The 17,477-nt window shown below is 41.0% G+C and carries 18 protein-coding genes; 2 read left to right on the forward strand and 16 right to left on the reverse strand.

Annotated elements, in window-relative coordinates:
• The first annotated feature begins 8 nt into the window (after positions 1–8).
• On the forward strand, positions 9–692 hold the full coding sequence (locus tag ACXQIQ_RS05495; protein WP_439301927.1) for a DUF421 domain-containing protein: 684 nt from the start codon (positions 9–11) through the stop codon (positions 690–692).
• Here ACXQIQ_RS05495 and ACXQIQ_RS05500 read toward each other — a convergent pair.
• The 4 genes from ACXQIQ_RS05500 to ACXQIQ_RS05515 all read right to left on the reverse strand — a co-directional run bounded on the left by ACXQIQ_RS05500 (position 668) and on the right by ACXQIQ_RS05515 (position 4,224).
• Positions 668–1,570 carry an MBL fold metallo-hydrolase gene (locus ACXQIQ_RS05500; protein ID WP_439299774.1) on the reverse strand — a complete coding sequence of 301 codons (903 nt, stop codon included), beginning with the start codon at positions 1,568–1,570 and terminating at the stop codon, positions 668–670. The genes ACXQIQ_RS05495 and ACXQIQ_RS05500 overlap by 25 nt on opposite strands.
• 55 nt (positions 1,571–1,625) lie before the next feature.
• Positions 1,626–1,901 carry a hypothetical protein gene (locus ACXQIQ_RS05505; protein WP_458025916.1) on the reverse strand — a complete coding sequence of 92 codons (276 nt, stop codon included), beginning with the start codon at positions 1,899–1,901 and terminating at the stop codon, positions 1,626–1,628.
• Positions 1,902–1,967: 66 nt separating this feature from the next.
• Positions 1,968–2,849, reverse strand: coding sequence for a hypothetical protein (locus tag ACXQIQ_RS05510; protein ID WP_439299772.1), 882 nt, complete (start codon positions 2,847–2,849; stop codon positions 1,968–1,970).
• 193 nt (positions 2,850–3,042) lie between these two features.
• On the reverse strand, positions 3,043–4,224 hold the full coding sequence (locus ACXQIQ_RS05515; protein WP_439299771.1) for a BMQ_0737 family morphogenetic spore coat protein: 1,182 nt from the start codon (positions 4,222–4,224) through the stop codon (positions 3,043–3,045).
• A 107-nt stretch (positions 4,225–4,331) separates the two neighbouring features.
• Between ACXQIQ_RS05515 and ACXQIQ_RS05520 the strand changes: the two genes are divergently transcribed.
• Positions 4,332–5,087 (forward strand): hypothetical protein, encoded by a 756-nt coding sequence (locus tag ACXQIQ_RS05520; protein WP_439299770.1) that lies wholly within the window; start codon positions 4,332–4,334, stop codon positions 5,085–5,087.
• A 252-nt stretch (positions 5,088–5,339) separates the two neighbouring features.
• On the opposite strand, the gene cysC is transcribed toward ACXQIQ_RS05520, so the two are convergent.
• From cysC to ACXQIQ_RS05580, 12 genes are all read right to left on the reverse strand, one after another.
• A complete protein-coding gene (gene cysC / locus ACXQIQ_RS05525) occupies positions 5,340–5,936 on the reverse strand; it encodes an adenylyl-sulfate kinase (RefSeq protein ID WP_439299769.1) in 597 nt (198 codons plus the stop codon).
• A gap of 16 nt (positions 5,937–5,952) precedes the next feature.
• On the reverse strand, positions 5,953–7,731 hold the full coding sequence (locus ACXQIQ_RS05530; RefSeq protein WP_439299768.1) for an SLC13 family permease: 1,779 nt from the start codon (positions 7,729–7,731) through the stop codon (positions 5,953–5,955).
• On the reverse strand, positions 7,728–8,867 hold the full coding sequence (gene sat / locus ACXQIQ_RS05535; protein ID WP_439299767.1) for a sulfate adenylyltransferase: 1,140 nt from the start codon (positions 8,865–8,867) through the stop codon (positions 7,728–7,730). Before sat ends, ACXQIQ_RS05530 begins: the two co-directional genes overlap by 4 nt.
• A gap of 4 nt (positions 8,868–8,871) precedes the next feature.
• Positions 8,872–9,906 carry a glycosyltransferase family 4 protein gene (locus ACXQIQ_RS05540; RefSeq protein ID WP_439299766.1) on the reverse strand — a complete coding sequence of 345 codons (1,035 nt, stop codon included), beginning with the start codon at positions 9,904–9,906 and terminating at the stop codon, positions 8,872–8,874.
• 31 nt (positions 9,907–9,937) lie between these two features.
• Complete coding sequence (locus tag ACXQIQ_RS05545) at positions 9,938–11,143, reverse strand: glycosyltransferase family 2 protein (RefSeq protein ID WP_439299765.1); 1,206 nt, start codon at positions 11,141–11,143, stop codon at positions 9,938–9,940.
• Positions 11,136–11,882: a glycosyltransferase family 2 protein gene (locus ACXQIQ_RS05550; protein ID WP_439299764.1), complete on the reverse strand. Its 747-nt coding sequence runs from the start codon at positions 11,880–11,882 to the stop codon at positions 11,136–11,138. Before ACXQIQ_RS05550 ends, ACXQIQ_RS05545 begins: the two co-directional genes overlap by 8 nt.
• Positions 11,883–11,925: 43 nt before the next feature.
• On the reverse strand, positions 11,926–12,819 hold the full coding sequence (locus ACXQIQ_RS05555; protein ID WP_439299763.1) for an NAD-dependent epimerase/dehydratase family protein: 894 nt from the start codon (positions 12,817–12,819) through the stop codon (positions 11,926–11,928).
• On the reverse strand, positions 12,809–13,642 hold the full coding sequence (locus ACXQIQ_RS05560) for a dTDP-4-dehydrorhamnose reductase family protein (protein WP_439299762.1): 834 nt from the start codon (positions 13,640–13,642) through the stop codon (positions 12,809–12,811). The genes ACXQIQ_RS05555 and ACXQIQ_RS05560 overlap by 11 nt, the downstream gene beginning before the upstream one ends.
• Positions 13,642–14,625: a polysaccharide biosynthesis protein gene (locus ACXQIQ_RS05565; protein WP_439299761.1), complete on the reverse strand. Its 984-nt coding sequence runs from the start codon at positions 14,623–14,625 to the stop codon at positions 13,642–13,644. Before ACXQIQ_RS05565 ends, ACXQIQ_RS05560 begins: the two co-directional genes overlap by 1 nt.
• Before the next feature lie 3 nt (positions 14,626–14,628).
• Positions 14,629–15,711, reverse strand: coding sequence for a non-hydrolyzing UDP-N-acetylglucosamine 2-epimerase (wecB, locus tag ACXQIQ_RS05570; RefSeq protein ID WP_439299760.1), 1,083 nt, complete (start codon positions 15,709–15,711; stop codon positions 14,629–14,631).
• A 137-nt stretch (positions 15,712–15,848) separates the two neighbouring features.
• Positions 15,849–16,628 (reverse strand): sulfotransferase domain-containing protein, encoded by a 780-nt coding sequence (locus ACXQIQ_RS05575; protein WP_439299759.1) that lies wholly within the window; start codon positions 16,626–16,628, stop codon positions 15,849–15,851.
• Between the two features lie 88 nt (positions 16,629–16,716).
• Entirely contained in the window at positions 16,717–17,469 is a 753-nt protein-coding gene (locus tag ACXQIQ_RS05580; RefSeq protein WP_439299758.1) for a glycosyltransferase, read from the reverse strand.
• Positions 17,470–17,477 lie beyond the last annotated feature (8 nt).

Consider the following 17,477-nt stretch of genomic DNA (forward strand, 5'->3'; position numbering starts at 1 on the left):
TGGACTTCATGCAACTGACCATTGAGCTTATTCTTGGCTTCGCAGGATTATTTATCATGACCAGGCTCTTAGGTAAAACACAAATCTCACAAATTACACCATTTGATTTTATCTCATCATTGATTCTCGGGGAACTACTAGGAAATGCAATCTATGATAAAAACGTCCATATATTTTACATCCTATATGCAGTAGTCGTTTGGGGATTACTCATTTTTCTCATTGAATTCTGGACCCAGAAGAAGAATAAAGTCCGAGGCTTCTTGGAGGGACAACCGGATATCATCATTCATAATGGGAAACTGGTTTATAGTACGATGAAGAAAACAAAGCTCGACATCAACCAATTACAAGGATTAATCCGACAAAAAGGGTATTTCTCCATTTATGATATAAAGTACGCCATACTGGAGACGAATGGAACTGTCAGTGTACTGCCCAAGTCTGATGTGGATATGGTGAAAAGAAAGGATATGGATTTACCTACGGAAGAGGTCTCATTGCCCATTTCTTTGATTCTGGATGGAGAAATCGTCTATGACAACCTAAGTGAACTCGGACGGACGGAAGATTGGCTGAAGAAAAAGTTGTTGGAACAGGATATTCCCCATGTATCCGATGTGCTTCATGCTGAGTGGCAATCTCCAGATGAACTTCTTCTGACTCGTCATACGGATGCAAACATGAAATGAAGGTTGAAATCACGAATTTCATAATGAATCTTGTGGTCTTCAATCCCTTTGATCAAATAAGCAAATAAAGCAGTACGATACAGTGTCCATAACGATAATGTAGGCGTCTTGATTTCCCATCTAGTGCACATGTCTTTCATAAATTGTTCAAAATTGCATCCATTCTTATATTTCCCAAGTACTTCATACATAGTTGCTATGATGCTCACGTGGTGATCGTAGTTAGAGATCAAAGTCTCCATCGGCTCCTCTTCAAACTCCCCATGGCCTGGAACCATTCCGACTCCATTCATGGAAAGGAGCTTCTCTATGGTTGCTAGCGTTGCATCTGCATCAATCAAAAACGGGATCTTATGTTTTTGCAACTGTTCGATACCGAAATAGGCGTCTGCTGCATAGAGTACATCCCCTATTCTGATTCCAAGCTGATAAATGCTATGGCCAGGTAGCAGAACAACCTCCGTTTCAAGTGAACCAACCTTTAACAACCCTTCTTGAACAACCTGATCGACTCGCATCGGCAATGCTTCCAGAAATTTATTACGCATTTCATCCAATGGCCGGTTTCCCTGTAATAAATAAAGAGGTTCTAATATCGGATTTTGTAAGATGGCTTCTTCAATTTGCGGAGCGATGGTATGGACGTCGTGATTTCTCTGCAAATAATTGGCTCCACCATAGTGATCTGCATGAGCATGGGTGATGAATAGGTGTGTAACCGGAAATGATTTTTTCTCCAGTGTTTTGATAATCTTTTTCATCACTTGCTGATCAATTCCTGTGTCAATCAGCATTCCTGTGTCATTTTGGTTCACATAACCGATATTGACAGGTCCTTTGAAATAATAACAAGAATGACTAAGTTGAATCATATCCATGACGAATCGCACCCACCTCATTAAAATAGGGACTAGCGAAATGACTCGCTAGTCCCTATATAACTTCGTTGATCTTCTGTCCTTTTCCTGTCAAATCGGACAATATTTTATGAAACGACTGACCAGCATTGACCTTCCGCCGTTCATACCTTTCCTGATCACTCGTTTTTTTGGTGACATCTTCATACTGTATCCGCTCTACTGGATGTAATTGGAGCTTATAAGAAGAATAGGTCTCTTGCACTCGGTTCCCGTATATCAAATTCTGATTGGGGATGTAAGGGGGTACATAGCCCATGCCATTCACCTGCTTCACAATTTTTTCATCCACTGGATTAGTATTCTTTACCCGTTATATCCTTAAAATATTCGCACAATATTCAGTTTTTTGGGGTGTTTAAAAGTTCAATGCGATCTGATTCATAGCTCTTGCACGGTACTCTTGTTCTTTGAAATAGATAAATGCTTCCACAACGATACTGTCTTCGAATTGTTTCTTGATTGGAATTTGAAAATCCGTCAGTGAAACAGTGTGATTGGGTGGTATGAAGAGATCATGCATCGGTGCAACCCATATCTCCCCTCGTTCTCTTGCTTCCTTCGCCCACTCGTTTTCAATATAGACCCATTGTAAGGAATCCTGTTTATCTTCGGGTAAATTGGATTGTTCAAGCGAGCTGATTTTACCCTTCAAGTTTGTATAATCAATGGGCTGGAATCGGAAACAGATCAATGGGTTATCCAGCTGTTCCAATCCATAGTTCGTCATGTGAAGACTTCCATGGATGACATAGGAGGATTCATTTTTGCAAATCAGACTATGATTGAAATAGGCTGTAAGTTGAAGGTTTTCTTTTTCTACCTGCTCACTCGAAATTTCTTCTGGTGCATTGTTCTGTACCTTCATTCTTCTTTCCAGGCTTCTGATTTTATTCTTATAACTTTCAACCTGTTTTTCTTTCTCGTTCATTTCCTGTTCAATCGTCCCTAACAATTCTTCAAAACTCTGTATCTTTTTCGTCATTGCAGAAAGATTGGATTGAGATAATTTTTCATTCAGCTGTTGGACTTCAATACGATAGTTCTCCAGCTCTCGTACTTTTTCCTCTAATTCTTTTTGAAGATCATCATTTTCAAGAGCGGTCTTCAGCTCTTGTTCCAATTGCTCAATCTTCTCTTCTGCAAATAGTAACGACTTTTCTAATTGAAGTGATTTCTCCTGATAATATTTGGTTCGTGAAACCAGCCGGTCGTAGCTTATTTCTTTTTGTGGATTCATAAAAGTCCTCCTCCTAAACCGGTCATATACCCTTATCATATGTATATCCATACCGAGACTTTACAAGAACCTTACAGCTTGGGCACTTATTCATCATAGAGCTTCCATCTCGCAGACGATGTCCCTAAAAATGATTCATTATCCTTTACGAAATAAAAAATAAAAAAGAGCGAGTAATCTCGCCCTTTCCTATCTAAGGTCTTTTTACCTTTAGATCACTGAATGTGATGCAGTCTTCTACTTTAACTTCGCCTTCATCCGCTTCAACCACATCTGAGTCGAAGATTGTTTGACCTCTGCGGTTGATCAGTTGCAGCTGGAATTGTGTACCGGAATCACCATCAACTACAGCAAAGTTGTAGTCTACTGTTCTTCCATCTACCTGACCTTCTCCACTGATGATCAACTTTAAGCCATCTCTCGTCTTCTCACAGCAAAGTGTTTCTTGATCGAATGTAGTCGCAGTAAAGTTGAAGCTTTCTGTTCCGTCTTCTGTATCCGTATCTCGGAAGCTTGCTCGTAATTCACTGTCGACCAGGCTGCAGTCAGGACAGATATCCACTAATACCGCAAGTCTTCCTTCCTCTGACGCTTCCTCTCCTGTATCACCGCTCGCTTCCCCTTGAGCAGAGCAGTCACAGTTTGGACGTGGGAAGATATCAGGACATTGAGGCGGGAACTCCACTTTCGGACATTGGTCAACGACATCCGGTGCAATGAGGTCGTTATCACGCGGTGAGCAGAACTTCGCAAGAACTTCCAACTTCACTTCCGCTTCTACCTGGATATCCAAACAGAATGTAATCTCGACATCGAAGCTTTCTGGTGACGGAGTGTTGAGTAGAACCGTTCCAGATGGAATTCTGCAGAAGATCTTGGAGACTTTACAGAACAAGTCTGTTCCGTCTGGGTAGCATAGTACGAATGATTCGAAAACAGATGCGTTCACATTCGTTTTCGTTACCACACATCCATGTCGATCCACTACAAGAATTTTCAAGTCCGTGCTGATTAAGAGTTCAACGAGTTGCGCATCAACGAAACCACCATTTGTTGATACCGTTACATCACGCTTTTCTCCCACTTGCTCGCAGATGAATTCAAGATTATCATCATCATGATCATGATCATGACTTCTTCTGTTTTGTAGAGGGAAAAGTGGTGGTGTTTCTGGTGGTTCACAGATGATACGTAGAGGGCGACGACTTGGATCTTCCATCGCTTCTTCGATCTCACAAATCTGTTCGCGGGTAAATCGGACCGTCTTACGAACGGTAAGTGCATCGGTTACCCAGTCGTACACTTTTTGTACGCGAATACACTCATCCTGTAAGCTGTTTGCAGCCTTAGGTATATTGTGTTTTTTATGACTCATAGTTTCCCTTCCTTTCTTCATCATGAACTGAAGATTCAATACATACTATGGGAATACGACGGCTAATGACACAAAGATTAATGCCTATTTTTAAAGGAGGGAAAGCGATGTATCGCGTTTTCTTTAATAGAAAAGAGCTATGTAGACTAACTATAGATGAGTTACAAGCATTGAAACTGATCGCAATATTTTGGGGATTGGATTGGGATGATTCTTCTAATGAACTTACTAGTAGATTAACCAATCTTCATGTGCGCATCATCGGCTTGAGTCCAAAGGAGTTCAAACGACTAAGTCAGCTGCTGGCGCACTCAGAAGCGAATGTGACACCGAAATTCCAGCAGGGTATAAAGACACTCTCCACATTCAGGGACACCAGTGACTCGAATCCATTCATTAAATTGGAAGGAAATCATTCGGTGTATCACTTTCCGAAACCGAAAGACCATTTTTCAACACCGAAAGATTGGGTATACAAACAGTTGGTTCCAGAAACGTTACACACGGATACGAAGGTTTATTGGAATCCAGAAAAATGCGATGATATTTCAGAATGGCTTACGTACCTCATCCTAGGTGACAGTCATGGCGAATCCCTCGAATTGCTTGGGGATATTCCTACAGGCACTTACGAAACATTATTACGAAAGGTTCTTACACCAATCAATCCTGCGCTCTCTTCATACCAGTTGAAGACATCTTGGCCTGAAAAGCCCAATTTCAATGGACCAGATTCCAAGGATGCTGAACCGATTGATCCATTCAAATATAATAAAGATCATAAACCGACAAAGTTCGATCCATTCAAAAATCAATCCAAAAAGAAGGAAACGAAGGTCATCAATCCATTTTTTAGAAAATAAAACACCATCCGATTCTTGTACGAATAAGATAAATCATCCTAATTTTCGAGGTGATCGACTTGAAAAAATCGGATGTTATCGAATTGTACAAACAAGTAAAACGAAGAAGGAATCGAACTCGAAAAACATCCTTGTTTACGAAAACTCCGAATGCTGGTTGTAAATCCTGCGGCCGCGTTACATGGAAACCAAGTGAATGATCAAGAATAAAAGCCAACACATTCTCAGGATATGTTGGTTTTTATCTTTGGTTTATTTCAGATAACCATTGTTGAACAGAAAATTCTCGATTTGTTTCACACATACACTTGCAGACATCATACTTGTATCCACGACAATATCGGGTTTTTCCGGTACTTCATATGGATCGGATATCCCGGTGAAATTCTCTATTTCGCCATTCATCGCTTTTTTATAAAGACCTTTAGGATCCCGAGCCTTGAGCGTATCCATTTTGCACTTTACATAGACTTCAATGAATTCAGTCTTGTTCATCAACTTGCGGACATATTCCCGATCGGCTCGATAAGGTGATACGAATGTAGCTAACACAATAATGCCCGCGTCTACAAAAAGCCGTGCAACTTCACCGACTCTCCGGATATTTTCTGCCCGATCTTCTTGTGAAAAGGTCAAATCATTATTCAAGCCGATACGGATGTTATCTCCATCGAGGATGTAGGTTGAGATTCCTTTCCGATATAAAGAACGATCCAATTTGTTCGCAATGGTAGATTTCCCTGATCCGGACAGGCCTGTAAACCAGATGACGAAGCTTTTGTGCCCATGTAACAGCTGCCTTGCCCGTTTCGTTACATCCTGTTGGTGCCAGAATAAGTTCGATCCCATCAAGATCCCTCCTCATTTAAGTCATTGGCCATATAATCGGTATGATGATAATTGAAATCAGTAATCCTATAAGGTTCAAAGGTGTACCCACTTTCACGAAATCGATGAACCGATATTGTCCTGAACCATAAACGAGCAAATTCGTCTGATATCCGATTGGTGTAGAGAAACTCGCGGATGCTGCGATGGCGATGGCAATGGCAAATGGTTCAGCATTCAATGAAAACTCGTGTACAAGCGACATTGCGATTGGAAACATGATAACAGCGGCAGCATTATTCGTGATTAACTCTGTCAAGATGTTCGTAATCAGATACGTGAGCATCAGTAAAATCAAAGGTGAATAGTACGGCATAAGTCCAATGATACCCATGGTCAAATATTCTGCTGCTCCAGATTTCATCATCGCTTCTGCTATGCCAAAAGCTCCTCCAATTACGAGAAGAACATCCCACTTGATCGCTTCCTTAGCTTCGTTAAAGGTTATTTTTTTGATCAAAAACATCAATAATGCGGTTGTAAGTGCCGCATGGACGATTGAAACGATGCCAAAAGCAACTGTCGTAATCATCATTCCAAATAACATCATCGGAATCCAATCTTTCAAGTTGGCCTTTTGGAAAGGTGAATGGTGGGAAGCTAATAAGAGTAGGTTATTGGAAGTATGATGACGGATGGATTCATCTGATAAGATGTATAACATATCACCTGATCGTAAACGGATGGAACCGATCTTCTGATTGATTCGCTGACCATTCCGATAGACAGCGATAACGACTCCACCGAACTGGGATCGAAATTGAATGTCTTTGATGCTGAGCGATATATAGGATGAATCGTTCGGAATGGTCGCCTCCACCAATTTCAGTTCGGACTCGTGATTCATAAACTTGTAGCTTGATTGTTGTATTTCAAGGCCTTGCATGGCTCGTATTTCCTCTGCGGATGAAGAGTCGCCTACTAATAACAAATGGTCATCCATTTTAAGTTTTTGATGTGGTGTAACTGGAAAGATACATTCTCCCTGTCGCAAGATGGCCATCAGATAGCTGTTGTTCAAGTGTCTCAATCCGGCTGCTTCAACTGATTTCCCTACCCATTCAAAGTGATCCTGAACGACAGCTTCCACTATGAATTGAGAGGATTGAATATCATCGATTTGCACCGACGGATGATTCGGTAACCATTTATAGCCTATGGTCAGGAGATAAATGACAGCGACGAGGAAAAATGGAATCCCGACATAAGCCAACTCGAATAAAGATAATCCTTCATATCCTTCCTTCAACAACAAGGTATGAACAACCAGGTTCGTCGAGGTACCTAAGAGTGTACACATGCCTCCGATAATCGTTGCATAGGACAATGGAATAAGAAGCTTGGAAGGACTGTAGGAATGCTTATCCGCCCATCTTTTGACGACCGGTGTCAAAAGGAGCACAAGAGGTGTATTGTTCATAAAGCTCGATAATCCACCAGTCACCACCATCATACGTCTTAAGCCACTTCTAAGTGTCTGTTTACCGCCAAACACTACACTTGTAATCTTTGTGAACGCTGGATGTTTCTGAAGAGTCGTCATGATGATGAATAAGGAAGCAATCACCAAGATGCCTTCACTGGTGAAGCCGTTGAATGCTTCTTCAATAGTTAGCACTCCCGTCCACACGAGTATAAGAACAGCTCCAATCACGACCACTTCTGCTGTATACCAATGGAAGAATAGTAATAAGAACATTCCAGCGATGACTGCGAATGTAATCCAAATATCAGGCGTCATGACCGAATCTTTCATTCCTTCTTTAATTGATAGTATTGCAATAAGATGTTGACGATTTCACTTCTGCTGAAATGCGGTGGCGGGGTTATTCCATTCTGTAACATCTGACGCACTTTCGTGCCGGATAAATGGATGTGATCTCCTTTACCATGTGGACAAGTTTTTGAAGAGGCCATTTGATCACACTTCTTACAGAAAAAACTATGTTCCATGAGAACCGGTGTAATCCCCAACTCTTCACGACTGAATGCATCAAAGATCCACTGCGCATCATACGTACCATAATAATCTCCGACACCAGCATGATCGCGTCCTACGATGAAATGCGTGCATCCGAAATTCTTACGCACAAGAGCATGGAAGACCGCTTCTCTCGGTCCTGCATATCTCATCGAACTCGTGAATACACCCAGGTGTATGCGGTCTTCTGGATAATAATTGTCTAATAGGACCCTGTAACATTCCATTCGGATGTCAGCAGGAATATCATCAGACTTGGTCTCCCCTACAAGAGGATGGATGAACAAACCGTCCACTTGTTCAAGTGCGACTTTCTGGATATATTCGTGTGCTCTATGAATCGGATTTCTTGTTTGAAATCCAACCACTGTTTTCCAACCCTTTTGCTCAAAAATACGTCTTGTCTCTGCAGGAGTGTAAGTATCACTCATGAACTGGGATGTCCGCTTTTTCAATAGGTGGATTTTCCCTCCGAGATAAATCGGTGACCGCTTCAAGAGTTTTGCGACACCAGGATGTTCAGGGCTGTTCGTTCCATAGACTTTCATTGCTTCTTTTTCCAAATCGACCAAATAGGATCCCTCTGCTTCAATGATTCCATAGATGACGCCATCATAGGTGAGCGCAAGCCGTTCATTCTCTTTAATCGATTCAGCAGTTTCTTCTGCAATGGATAGCGTGATGGGTAAACTCCATACTTCCCCACTCTTGAGTCTCATTTTGTCTAAGACAGCAAGGTAGTCTTCTTCTATCATAAAACCTTCAATCGGGCTGTAGACACCTTCTGCAATACATTCAAGGTCTGATAATTCAGTTGAAGTGATGGGGATCCTTTTCAAGCCATCCAAGTTTTCAGGTACGGTATCTATGAACCGATTGACGAGTTTTCCACCATGCGGGATACTGACCATGGTTTTACCCCCTTTTCAAAAATGTTTTCATTGTATTTTCAAAACGTTGCACACTTCTCTCCCATGTCCACTTCGCAGCTTCTCTCTCCCCTGCAATTGCCAACCTTTTCCTGAGTTGAGGTTGTTCAATCAATGTCGAGATTTGAGATGCAAGTTTGTTTTCATAACGATAGGAAAGCAGACAATTCTCACCATGACGGCAGTAATCCATGTTTCCACCCGAATATACGGTTACAAGAGCTGCACCACACTTCATTGCTTCCAATCCGGGCAATGAAGCTGTGTCATATGTTGAAGAACTGACAAAAATATCACTTCTATTAAAATGTTGAATGAGTTGTGGATCATCTGCTGGGGTAATCGAATTGAATAGACGATTAGAGTGAATGGTTCGCAATGTAGGAGAAGATCTTAGTTCGCTTGGTGGAGTGATGAGGTTGAAAATAACATGCGGGTATTTTTGTTTGAGTGCGGTAAAGGTTTGAATGAGATATTCCTGTTCACGATGCCAAGAATAACCCCCTTCTGGAATTCTTAATATACCTGTGACCTCAAGTTTTTTTTGAGGATTACGTAGCCCGAGATTACGAAATGCGTCACTAACACCAACCGGAACGATTTCTCCCTCTATCCCATGGTTCAGTTTGATGAGCTGTTGCTGCCATTTCGAAAGTACGACAAGGTTACGACTGATATGATAGCTTTTGAACGATGCTTCGTGTTGATCCAAAAACACCGGTTCGTAACATAAACTGATTCTGACATGCTTTCCTTTCCCTAAACGACTCGCTTCTTCACAGATGGAAGTTAATGTATAGAAGTTGGAGACGATGACATCACTCTTTGGTATATCTTTGGCGGCTATAAAATTCGTAGGCGTGCGAACAATTGGTACATGTACAGGATACTCGACCACACCACCTGTTGGCATGAGAAAAGACACATCATGTCCTTTCTTCGCCAGACCATTTGCCAACTCGACCAGCATCCTTTGTGCGCCTCCTTTACACAAGGTAATTGCAACAAACGTCATTTTCATTCTTTCGCTTCCTTTCATAGTTAGCTACCATTCAGATCGACGCCAAATGTTCAAAACAGTTGAGGAAAACTGTATATTTCACGAGTTTTCGTAGTTGTTCTTTTTCAACTTTCAATTGCTCATACTCGGAAGGTTTCATTGTGCATGGCATCAACTTGGAAATGTTCTTATTTTGGCTTCTGAGAAGTCCGATTCGTCTAAGCATAATATGGAACACTCTCTTGATCATCCGGAACTGACCTGGTTGACTTTTACATAAGTCCTGATAATTAATGAGGATTTGATTGACTTGATGAAGGTTGAAGGGGGCGTCGGGCAAAAAGCTTAAGCTGATAATCATCTGATCGACAGCTTTATATGTTTCTTGGAACCGGTAGTAATTTTGTTTGGATTCATCTTGTATGATTACAGCTCTCGGATGCTCCTGGTGATAGCTAATCAACCTTCCATCAGAAATATAGGTCGCCCCGTTTTTATAAAGTCGATAACCCATTTCACAGTCGTCCCATCCATATCCGGGATACTCAGCAAATAGACCTACCTTGTCGATGGCCTTCTTGGAAACGGAGACATGGCCTGTACCGAACAACTGCCAGGGAATGTGATAACCTTCTAAACCATATCCATAGTTCTTAATGATTGTATACTCATAGAGCAATTCAAAATGTGTTGGAAGTACGAGATTGGCAAAGGAACGAGTACGAATTTCATTTTCTGATAATAGAGGCATGATCCTGGGACTTTTCATAAACTCTGATACCTTGGATCTCATCGACTTTCGTCTCCGCACAAGCTTCATACATTCCTCCAATTGCTCTGGAGAAAAGGAAGGATCCAGAACGGAATAGAGCCGCTTCAAGAACATGATTCCAGTGACCACAAGATTCGGATGTTGTTGATGGTATTCATGGTGAATCTTCAAGAAATCGTCTTGTACGAGAATTTCAGCATCCAGGAAGATGATGATTTTACCTGATGCCGCCCTCAACCCTAAGTTCCTTGCAGCTGGCCTGCCAATGTTCTTTTCACAACGGATCAATTTGAACTGGAAAGGGAAAGTCTGCTTGTTCAGTTGTTGATACGTATCATCTGTAGAACCATCGTCAATCATGATGACTTCCACTTTTGATAAATCGAAAGATTGGTATTGTAGAGAATAAAGGGTCAATAGATTTTGGGGATACTTGTTGTAAGTGGGGATGATCACACTGATTTCTTTCTTTGCAAGATCACTCATAACAATCTTCCTGTTTTCCAGATTCCTCGCAGTGGATCAGTCTTGCTACCATACCTTTGTATTTTTCTTGTATCATTCGGATTTCACGCCATTGCTCTTCATGAAACTGTCTTGAACCCATTTTGTCATGATGACGATAATTGATTAACGCTTCATTCAACATCTTGATATGCGTCTTGCAGGCCATGCGAATCCACATGTCATAGTCCTGTGTATACTTTAACGATTCATCAAAAAGACCGACTTCATCTATAAGAGATTTTTTGAAAAGGACCGTGTTCCCGTTAATTGGACAACTTGTGGTCAACATTTTCAAAAAGTCCAAACGTCTTTCTAAATAAAGTCCCGCATTCCTTCGGGTTATGATACTACGTTCATTAATCAGATTGAAGTTGGAATAAACCATATCAGCTCCCGTTTTCTTCATGAAATCCACTTGTTTCCGCAATTTATTGCGGAGGAAAACGTCGTCAGAACTGAGCCATGCAATCAAATCACCACTCGATTCTTGAATTCCCCTATTCAATGCAGTTGCTGTTCCTCCATTTTTTTTATAAATATATTTGATTCTACTTTTAAAGGGAGTAATCAAGTGTTGATTGAGCGTAGACCCGTCATCGACCACAATTATTTCGAGCGGTTGATAGGTTTGTCTTAATGCACTGTTGATTGCATGGTGTACATAGGAACAGTTATAGAATGGAATGATGATGCTTACTTTAGGATTTGCTGTATTCAAGGTCTTCTCCTCATTTCTTATCTTCTTTCTTACAAACCTGCATTCAGCTGGCACGGTGATAGGCTAATAGATCTTGCAAGGAGTTCACAAGATTGTAGGCTGCCTTCCAACCAAGGCTTTGGAGGGGCTGTATTTCCATACTTACAGGTTCAGTCTTTCGACGTTCTTCAACCGTAATTTCAAAGTGTCCAGAGGTTACTGCTTGGAAGCAAGCAACAAGTTCGTCTAATGTTATACTCTTTCCGGATCCTATTTCATACAGGTTCAATTCATTCTGATTGGTCAAAATACAAAAATAAGCATCCACAGCATCACGAACATCTACAAAATCGCATTGAGCAAGTCCATTTTTTATGTCTATTTTAATCGTATGTTGATGTCGTTCAGCTTCTACGATTTTTTGCGCGATTTTAGAGCAAATTCCGTTGGAAGGACCGGGACCGATGAGGTTTGAAGTTTTGGCGATCACTACATCTATAGCGAACAAATCACTCCAATACTCACTTAGTTGAACTTGTAATGTTTTGCTCAGACCATACGGATGAGGGGGTTTTTCTCCTTTCTGTGGAGAAAATTGAAGAGCTGAACCTACAACTACCGTTTTGGATCGTGGAACGAACCGACGGATCGCCTCGAGGAGATGAAGGGTGCCCCCAAAGTTGGCTTGCAGACATTCGTACGGTGCATTCCAGGATTGCAGGGCATCATTAAAACCGGCTAAGTGCAGGATATAATTTGGCTTTACTTCCTCAATCAATTGGAGTGTTTTTTTGAAGTCCGTCAAATCACATACCTTAAATTCGTTATCAGGAATGTTGGAGTTACGTCGTCTTCCTGTACAAATGATCTTCAAACCAAGCAATTTAGCTTTTTCATAGGCATGCATTCCTGTAAATCCATTAGCCCCGGTTATCAAGATACATGCTTTATCCTCCATCTCTCTCATCCATCCAGTCGCGTAATTCTTGAAGCATCACCTCATATGGGACTACTGTATAACGGACATCCTCTCGAGTATTCAATAATGTACGGTCACAATGAGCATTTTCGAAAGGCACTAAGGATAAGTCCCTTCGATCAAATGTGTCTTGAATGTACTTGAGAAGTGTATATTTGGACACTTTTTCTGGAGCGGTCAAATGGTATAGTCCAGATACATTCTCCTCAATGAAATGATGAACTGCTTTCGCAAGCTCCAAAGTCGTCACTCCGTTCCAAAACACATTCACATATCCATTCACTTGACCTGTCTGCTTCATGAACCATTGAAACAAACCAATTCCATCTTTCAACTCCGGTCCGATGATGGAAGTACGAACTGTGAGGTGAGGAGGTTTGATGATTTCCCCGAGAAATTTTGTCTTGGCATACATGCTTTGTCCATCTGGGGTTGCTTGCTCTGGATAATCACCTTGTTCGCCTTCAAACACACAATCGGTACTAATATGAATCAATCTTCCGTTCATTTTATCCATCGCGTTTTGTAAGACATGAGGCAACAAGCTATTCACTAGTATGGCTTCTTGCACGTTTTGCTCTGCAAATTGATTCAGGATTCCTATACAGTTGATCAGCACATTCGGCTTTTCCCTGGCTATCAGAGATTCTACTGCTGTATAATCGGATGCATTCAGGTAGATCCCTTCTGTACAAGATTTATTTCGATGTGTGTACACGACATCATAAAGAGATCTCGTTCGGAAGTACTCAACCATTACATGCCCCGCCATTCCCTTACCGCCGAGTACAAGCAACTTCATTACAAAAATCCACCTTTTTCAAGCATTTCTTTGATTGCCTCTTTTGTCATGAGCGACTCATGAGAGCTATAACTATGCAAATCTATCTTCTTATAACTCTTATAGAATTCATTCAAATTTTGCAGTTCTATGGTTGGGAGAATGACGAAGTACTCTTCATCAAAATAAACAGTGGTATTGCTTTCATACTCAGAAAGTAAGATTTCATGTAACTTTTCACCTGGTCTGATTCCAGCTTCTATAACTTTTACTTCCTTTTTTCCGGAAGCCTCAATCAATACTTCTGCCAAGTCAATGATTCTGCATGTAGGCATTTTCATAACGAATATCTCTCCACCCCTGCTTTCATCGGTGGCTTTGAATAGTAGTTTAATCGCATCCTGTAAAGTGAGAAAAAACCGTGTCATCCTCTTATCGGTGATTCCGATTTCCCCTTTTTGCTCAATTTGCCTTTTGAATACATGGATGACACTACCGTTCGTTCCAAGAACGTTACCGCCACGTACGCAAACGAATTTCGTCGTGGGACTTAACAAGTTGGCATATATAATCAATTTTTCTCCGATAGCTTTCGTCATACCATAAAAATTGGAAGGGTTTGCAGCCTTATCTGTGGAGATGTAAATGACTTTTTCGACATTGCTTTGAATGGCTGCTTCAATCACATGTTGCGTACCTAATACATTCGTCTTCAATGCTTCATAGGGTTGATGTTCACAGATGGGAACGTGTTTCAGAGCAGCCAGATGGTAGATGTAATCCACACCTTCCGAAGCCTTAAGTAACCCCTGGTACTCACGAATATCTCCTATGATAAAAGTTAATTTCGGATTATATTCAAATTCGTGTTGCATTTGGACTTGACTAGCTTCATTTCTAGAAAAGATCCGAATCTCCTTAGGGTCCTTCTCGAGTAATTGTTTGACCAATTCATGACCCCACGACCCGGTTCCTCCTGTTATTAAAATCGTTTTGTTTCGCAATGCTTAACGACCTCCTAATATAAATTGAACGACTTTTTGTGACACGGCTTTTTCGAGATATCCATCCGGACATTCCCAGCCTTTTGTTTGATTCACCATGACTGAAACGGCATCTAAAATTCTTTGCCTGTTAACACCGGAAATGACATTGCTTCCACAATCCACTGTTTCAGGACGTTCTGTGCTTTTTCTTATCGTTACAGTTGGAACCTGGAAGATACAGCATTCCTCCTGGACCGTTCCACTATCGGTCAACACACACGTGGCATGTTTTTCGAGATGGACGAAATCAAAGAAACCGAAAGGCTCAAAGAATCTTACAAGCGGGTGATGTTTGATGCCTGTTTGATTTTCCAAGCGGCTTTTTGTTCTAGGGTGAATACTACAGATGACCGGCTTTTGGTATTTTTCTGCTACTTTATTCAAGCCTTCAAATATCTCGGTGAGATGGAGGGGATTATCTACATTTTCTGCCCGATGTGTCGTGACAAGGAAATATTCACCTGGCTGGATCTGCAGCTTGGACAAAATTGAGCTCTGATTGATTTTTTCATCATAATGAGTCAGTACCTCATAAATCGGGTTACCGAATAATAAAATACGATTTGAAGGGAACCCCTCTCGGATGAGGTTCTCTCTGCTGTTAGGTGTGTAGGGGAGATTGTAGGTTGAAATGGCATCAATGACTTTCCGATTCTTTTCTTCAGGAACAGCCAAATCAAAACAACGATTACCTGCTTCCATGTGGATGACCGGGATTCCCATTCGTTCACTTAACACAGCACTCAAAGCGCTATTCGTATCTCCCAATACTAAGACTTTATCTGGTTGTTCCTTCAAGAGGATTTCTTCGATCTTCTCAAACATTGTGCCGAGCTGTTGTCCCAATGTACGCTGCTCATGCTGCAGGATGTAATCAGGCATACGAAGATCCAATTCTTTAAAGAAGATTTCGCTCAAATGATAGATAAAATTCTGTCCAGTATGAATAACGATATGAGAGTCTGAAAGTTCGTCCAGTTTTTTAATGATCAGACTTAGTCGGATAATTTCGGGTCGAGTTCCTAGGATGGTGACGATCTTCATACCATGCTCCTTCCTTTAGGTTATTCATTACATAAATTCCATTTATTTCTATTCTATGTAGTGGACGGTGGGTAGCATAGACATGCCCCCATTGAACTTACAAATAATGTAAAAGCGGCACTTGTCCAAGTGCCGCTTTACCAATTCATATTCTTTTCATATTGAAGGTCAATCAGTAACTGACCTGCGTATTGTTTAAATAGGGTGATGAGCTCTTTGTCAAATTCTTCTTTCCATCCACCGATCTTTCCTTTACGGTAGGTTGGTGATGTTTCAGGATTGATATTCTGTATCATCTTTCCGACCATAACTGGACGGGTAAAAGGAACTGGTTGTTCATCCCATAAAAATTTTACGATGCGATGGACCGTTTGAATCCGTTTCAAATGTGATGAAGTAAGATCCTCGAATTTTACAGTAAACACATTTTCTCGTTCTGACCATTTCGAAAAACTGGTAAACCATTCCGAAACGTCTGGTTGAACATATTTCGTCTTGGTAATCGGTTGCCCTCCCTCAATCAAGAACTTGATCCGATCCTTATGTGTGAAACCTTCTTGTTGAAAGGTAGAGTATAAAGGATGGATTGGTAATGTGGGGATGAAGTAAGCATAAGAGACGACAATATCTCTAGGATCCCTTAAGACAAAGATCTGTTTCAATTTCAATTCATTGAAAAATGATTCCCATTCGGAAGTATAAAACAAATGACCATTGGCAAATTCGTTATGACTAAGATTCCTTATATTTTCTAGATGTTTTGCTGTTTGATATTGATAATGACCGAACATTCCTTTGTCTGGGTGATGCTGCATCCCAGGTATCCCCAGCAAGATCTGCTTCAACAGATGGGTGCCACTCTTCGGAATAGAATTCAGCATGAATGGATGAAGTCCATTTTTGTTATTAGAGTCCAACAATCTCTTCCTTTCTTCAATTGAATCTTGGTTGTAAATACGTTATTTCTTATCATATGTCTCTACCGGATGCTTGATTGGACAAGCCTCACCTGTTCGGAAAATATCTTGAACGACGTCTCGGAGATAACATGTTGATTAGCCTGCTGATCGTGTCTCGATGCTTCCTTTTAACCGATTGGATTTCCACACGGATGGCATTCTTATATTTCTGGGAACCCATATTTCCATGAATTCGATAGAGCACCAAAGGTTCCTTAAAATAATAGAAGTGATAGTTTGGAATCAGGCGCAGCCACAAATCGTAATCATGGGTATAAGGAAGCGTTTCATCAAACATGCCTGCATTTTTCAGGACCTTCGTCTTAGCCATCACTGTACAACCATTGATAATACATCCAGACCTCATTGCTCTCATGAATCGCCAACGGTCTTCAACCCCTACACCTACAGATGGAGTAATCACCCGATCACTTTCATCTATCAAGCTGTAATTCCCATAACTGATTTCTGCATTTTGCTCAAGCATGAAGTTCAATTGACGTTCAATTTTATTTGGATGATAAAGGTCATCTGAACTGAGCCATGAGAAATACTCACCTTCTGCTAAATGGATCCCCATATTCAATGCCGAAGCCGTCCCGCCATTTTGTTTTCGGATATATTTGATTTTCTTCTGATAAGGTAGTATCCGCTCCAAATACATGGTGGAGCCATCATCCACTACAATGACCTGGCAGTTCGAATGGGTTTGATTTAACGCACTTTCGATTGCTCTTCCAATATAAGGGCAATTATAAAAGGGGATGACAATGGATACTTTAGGTTTTTTCTTCAACATGATTTTGT

The sequence above is a fragment of the Pseudalkalibacillus sp. Hm43 genome, from assembly GCF_054170705.1.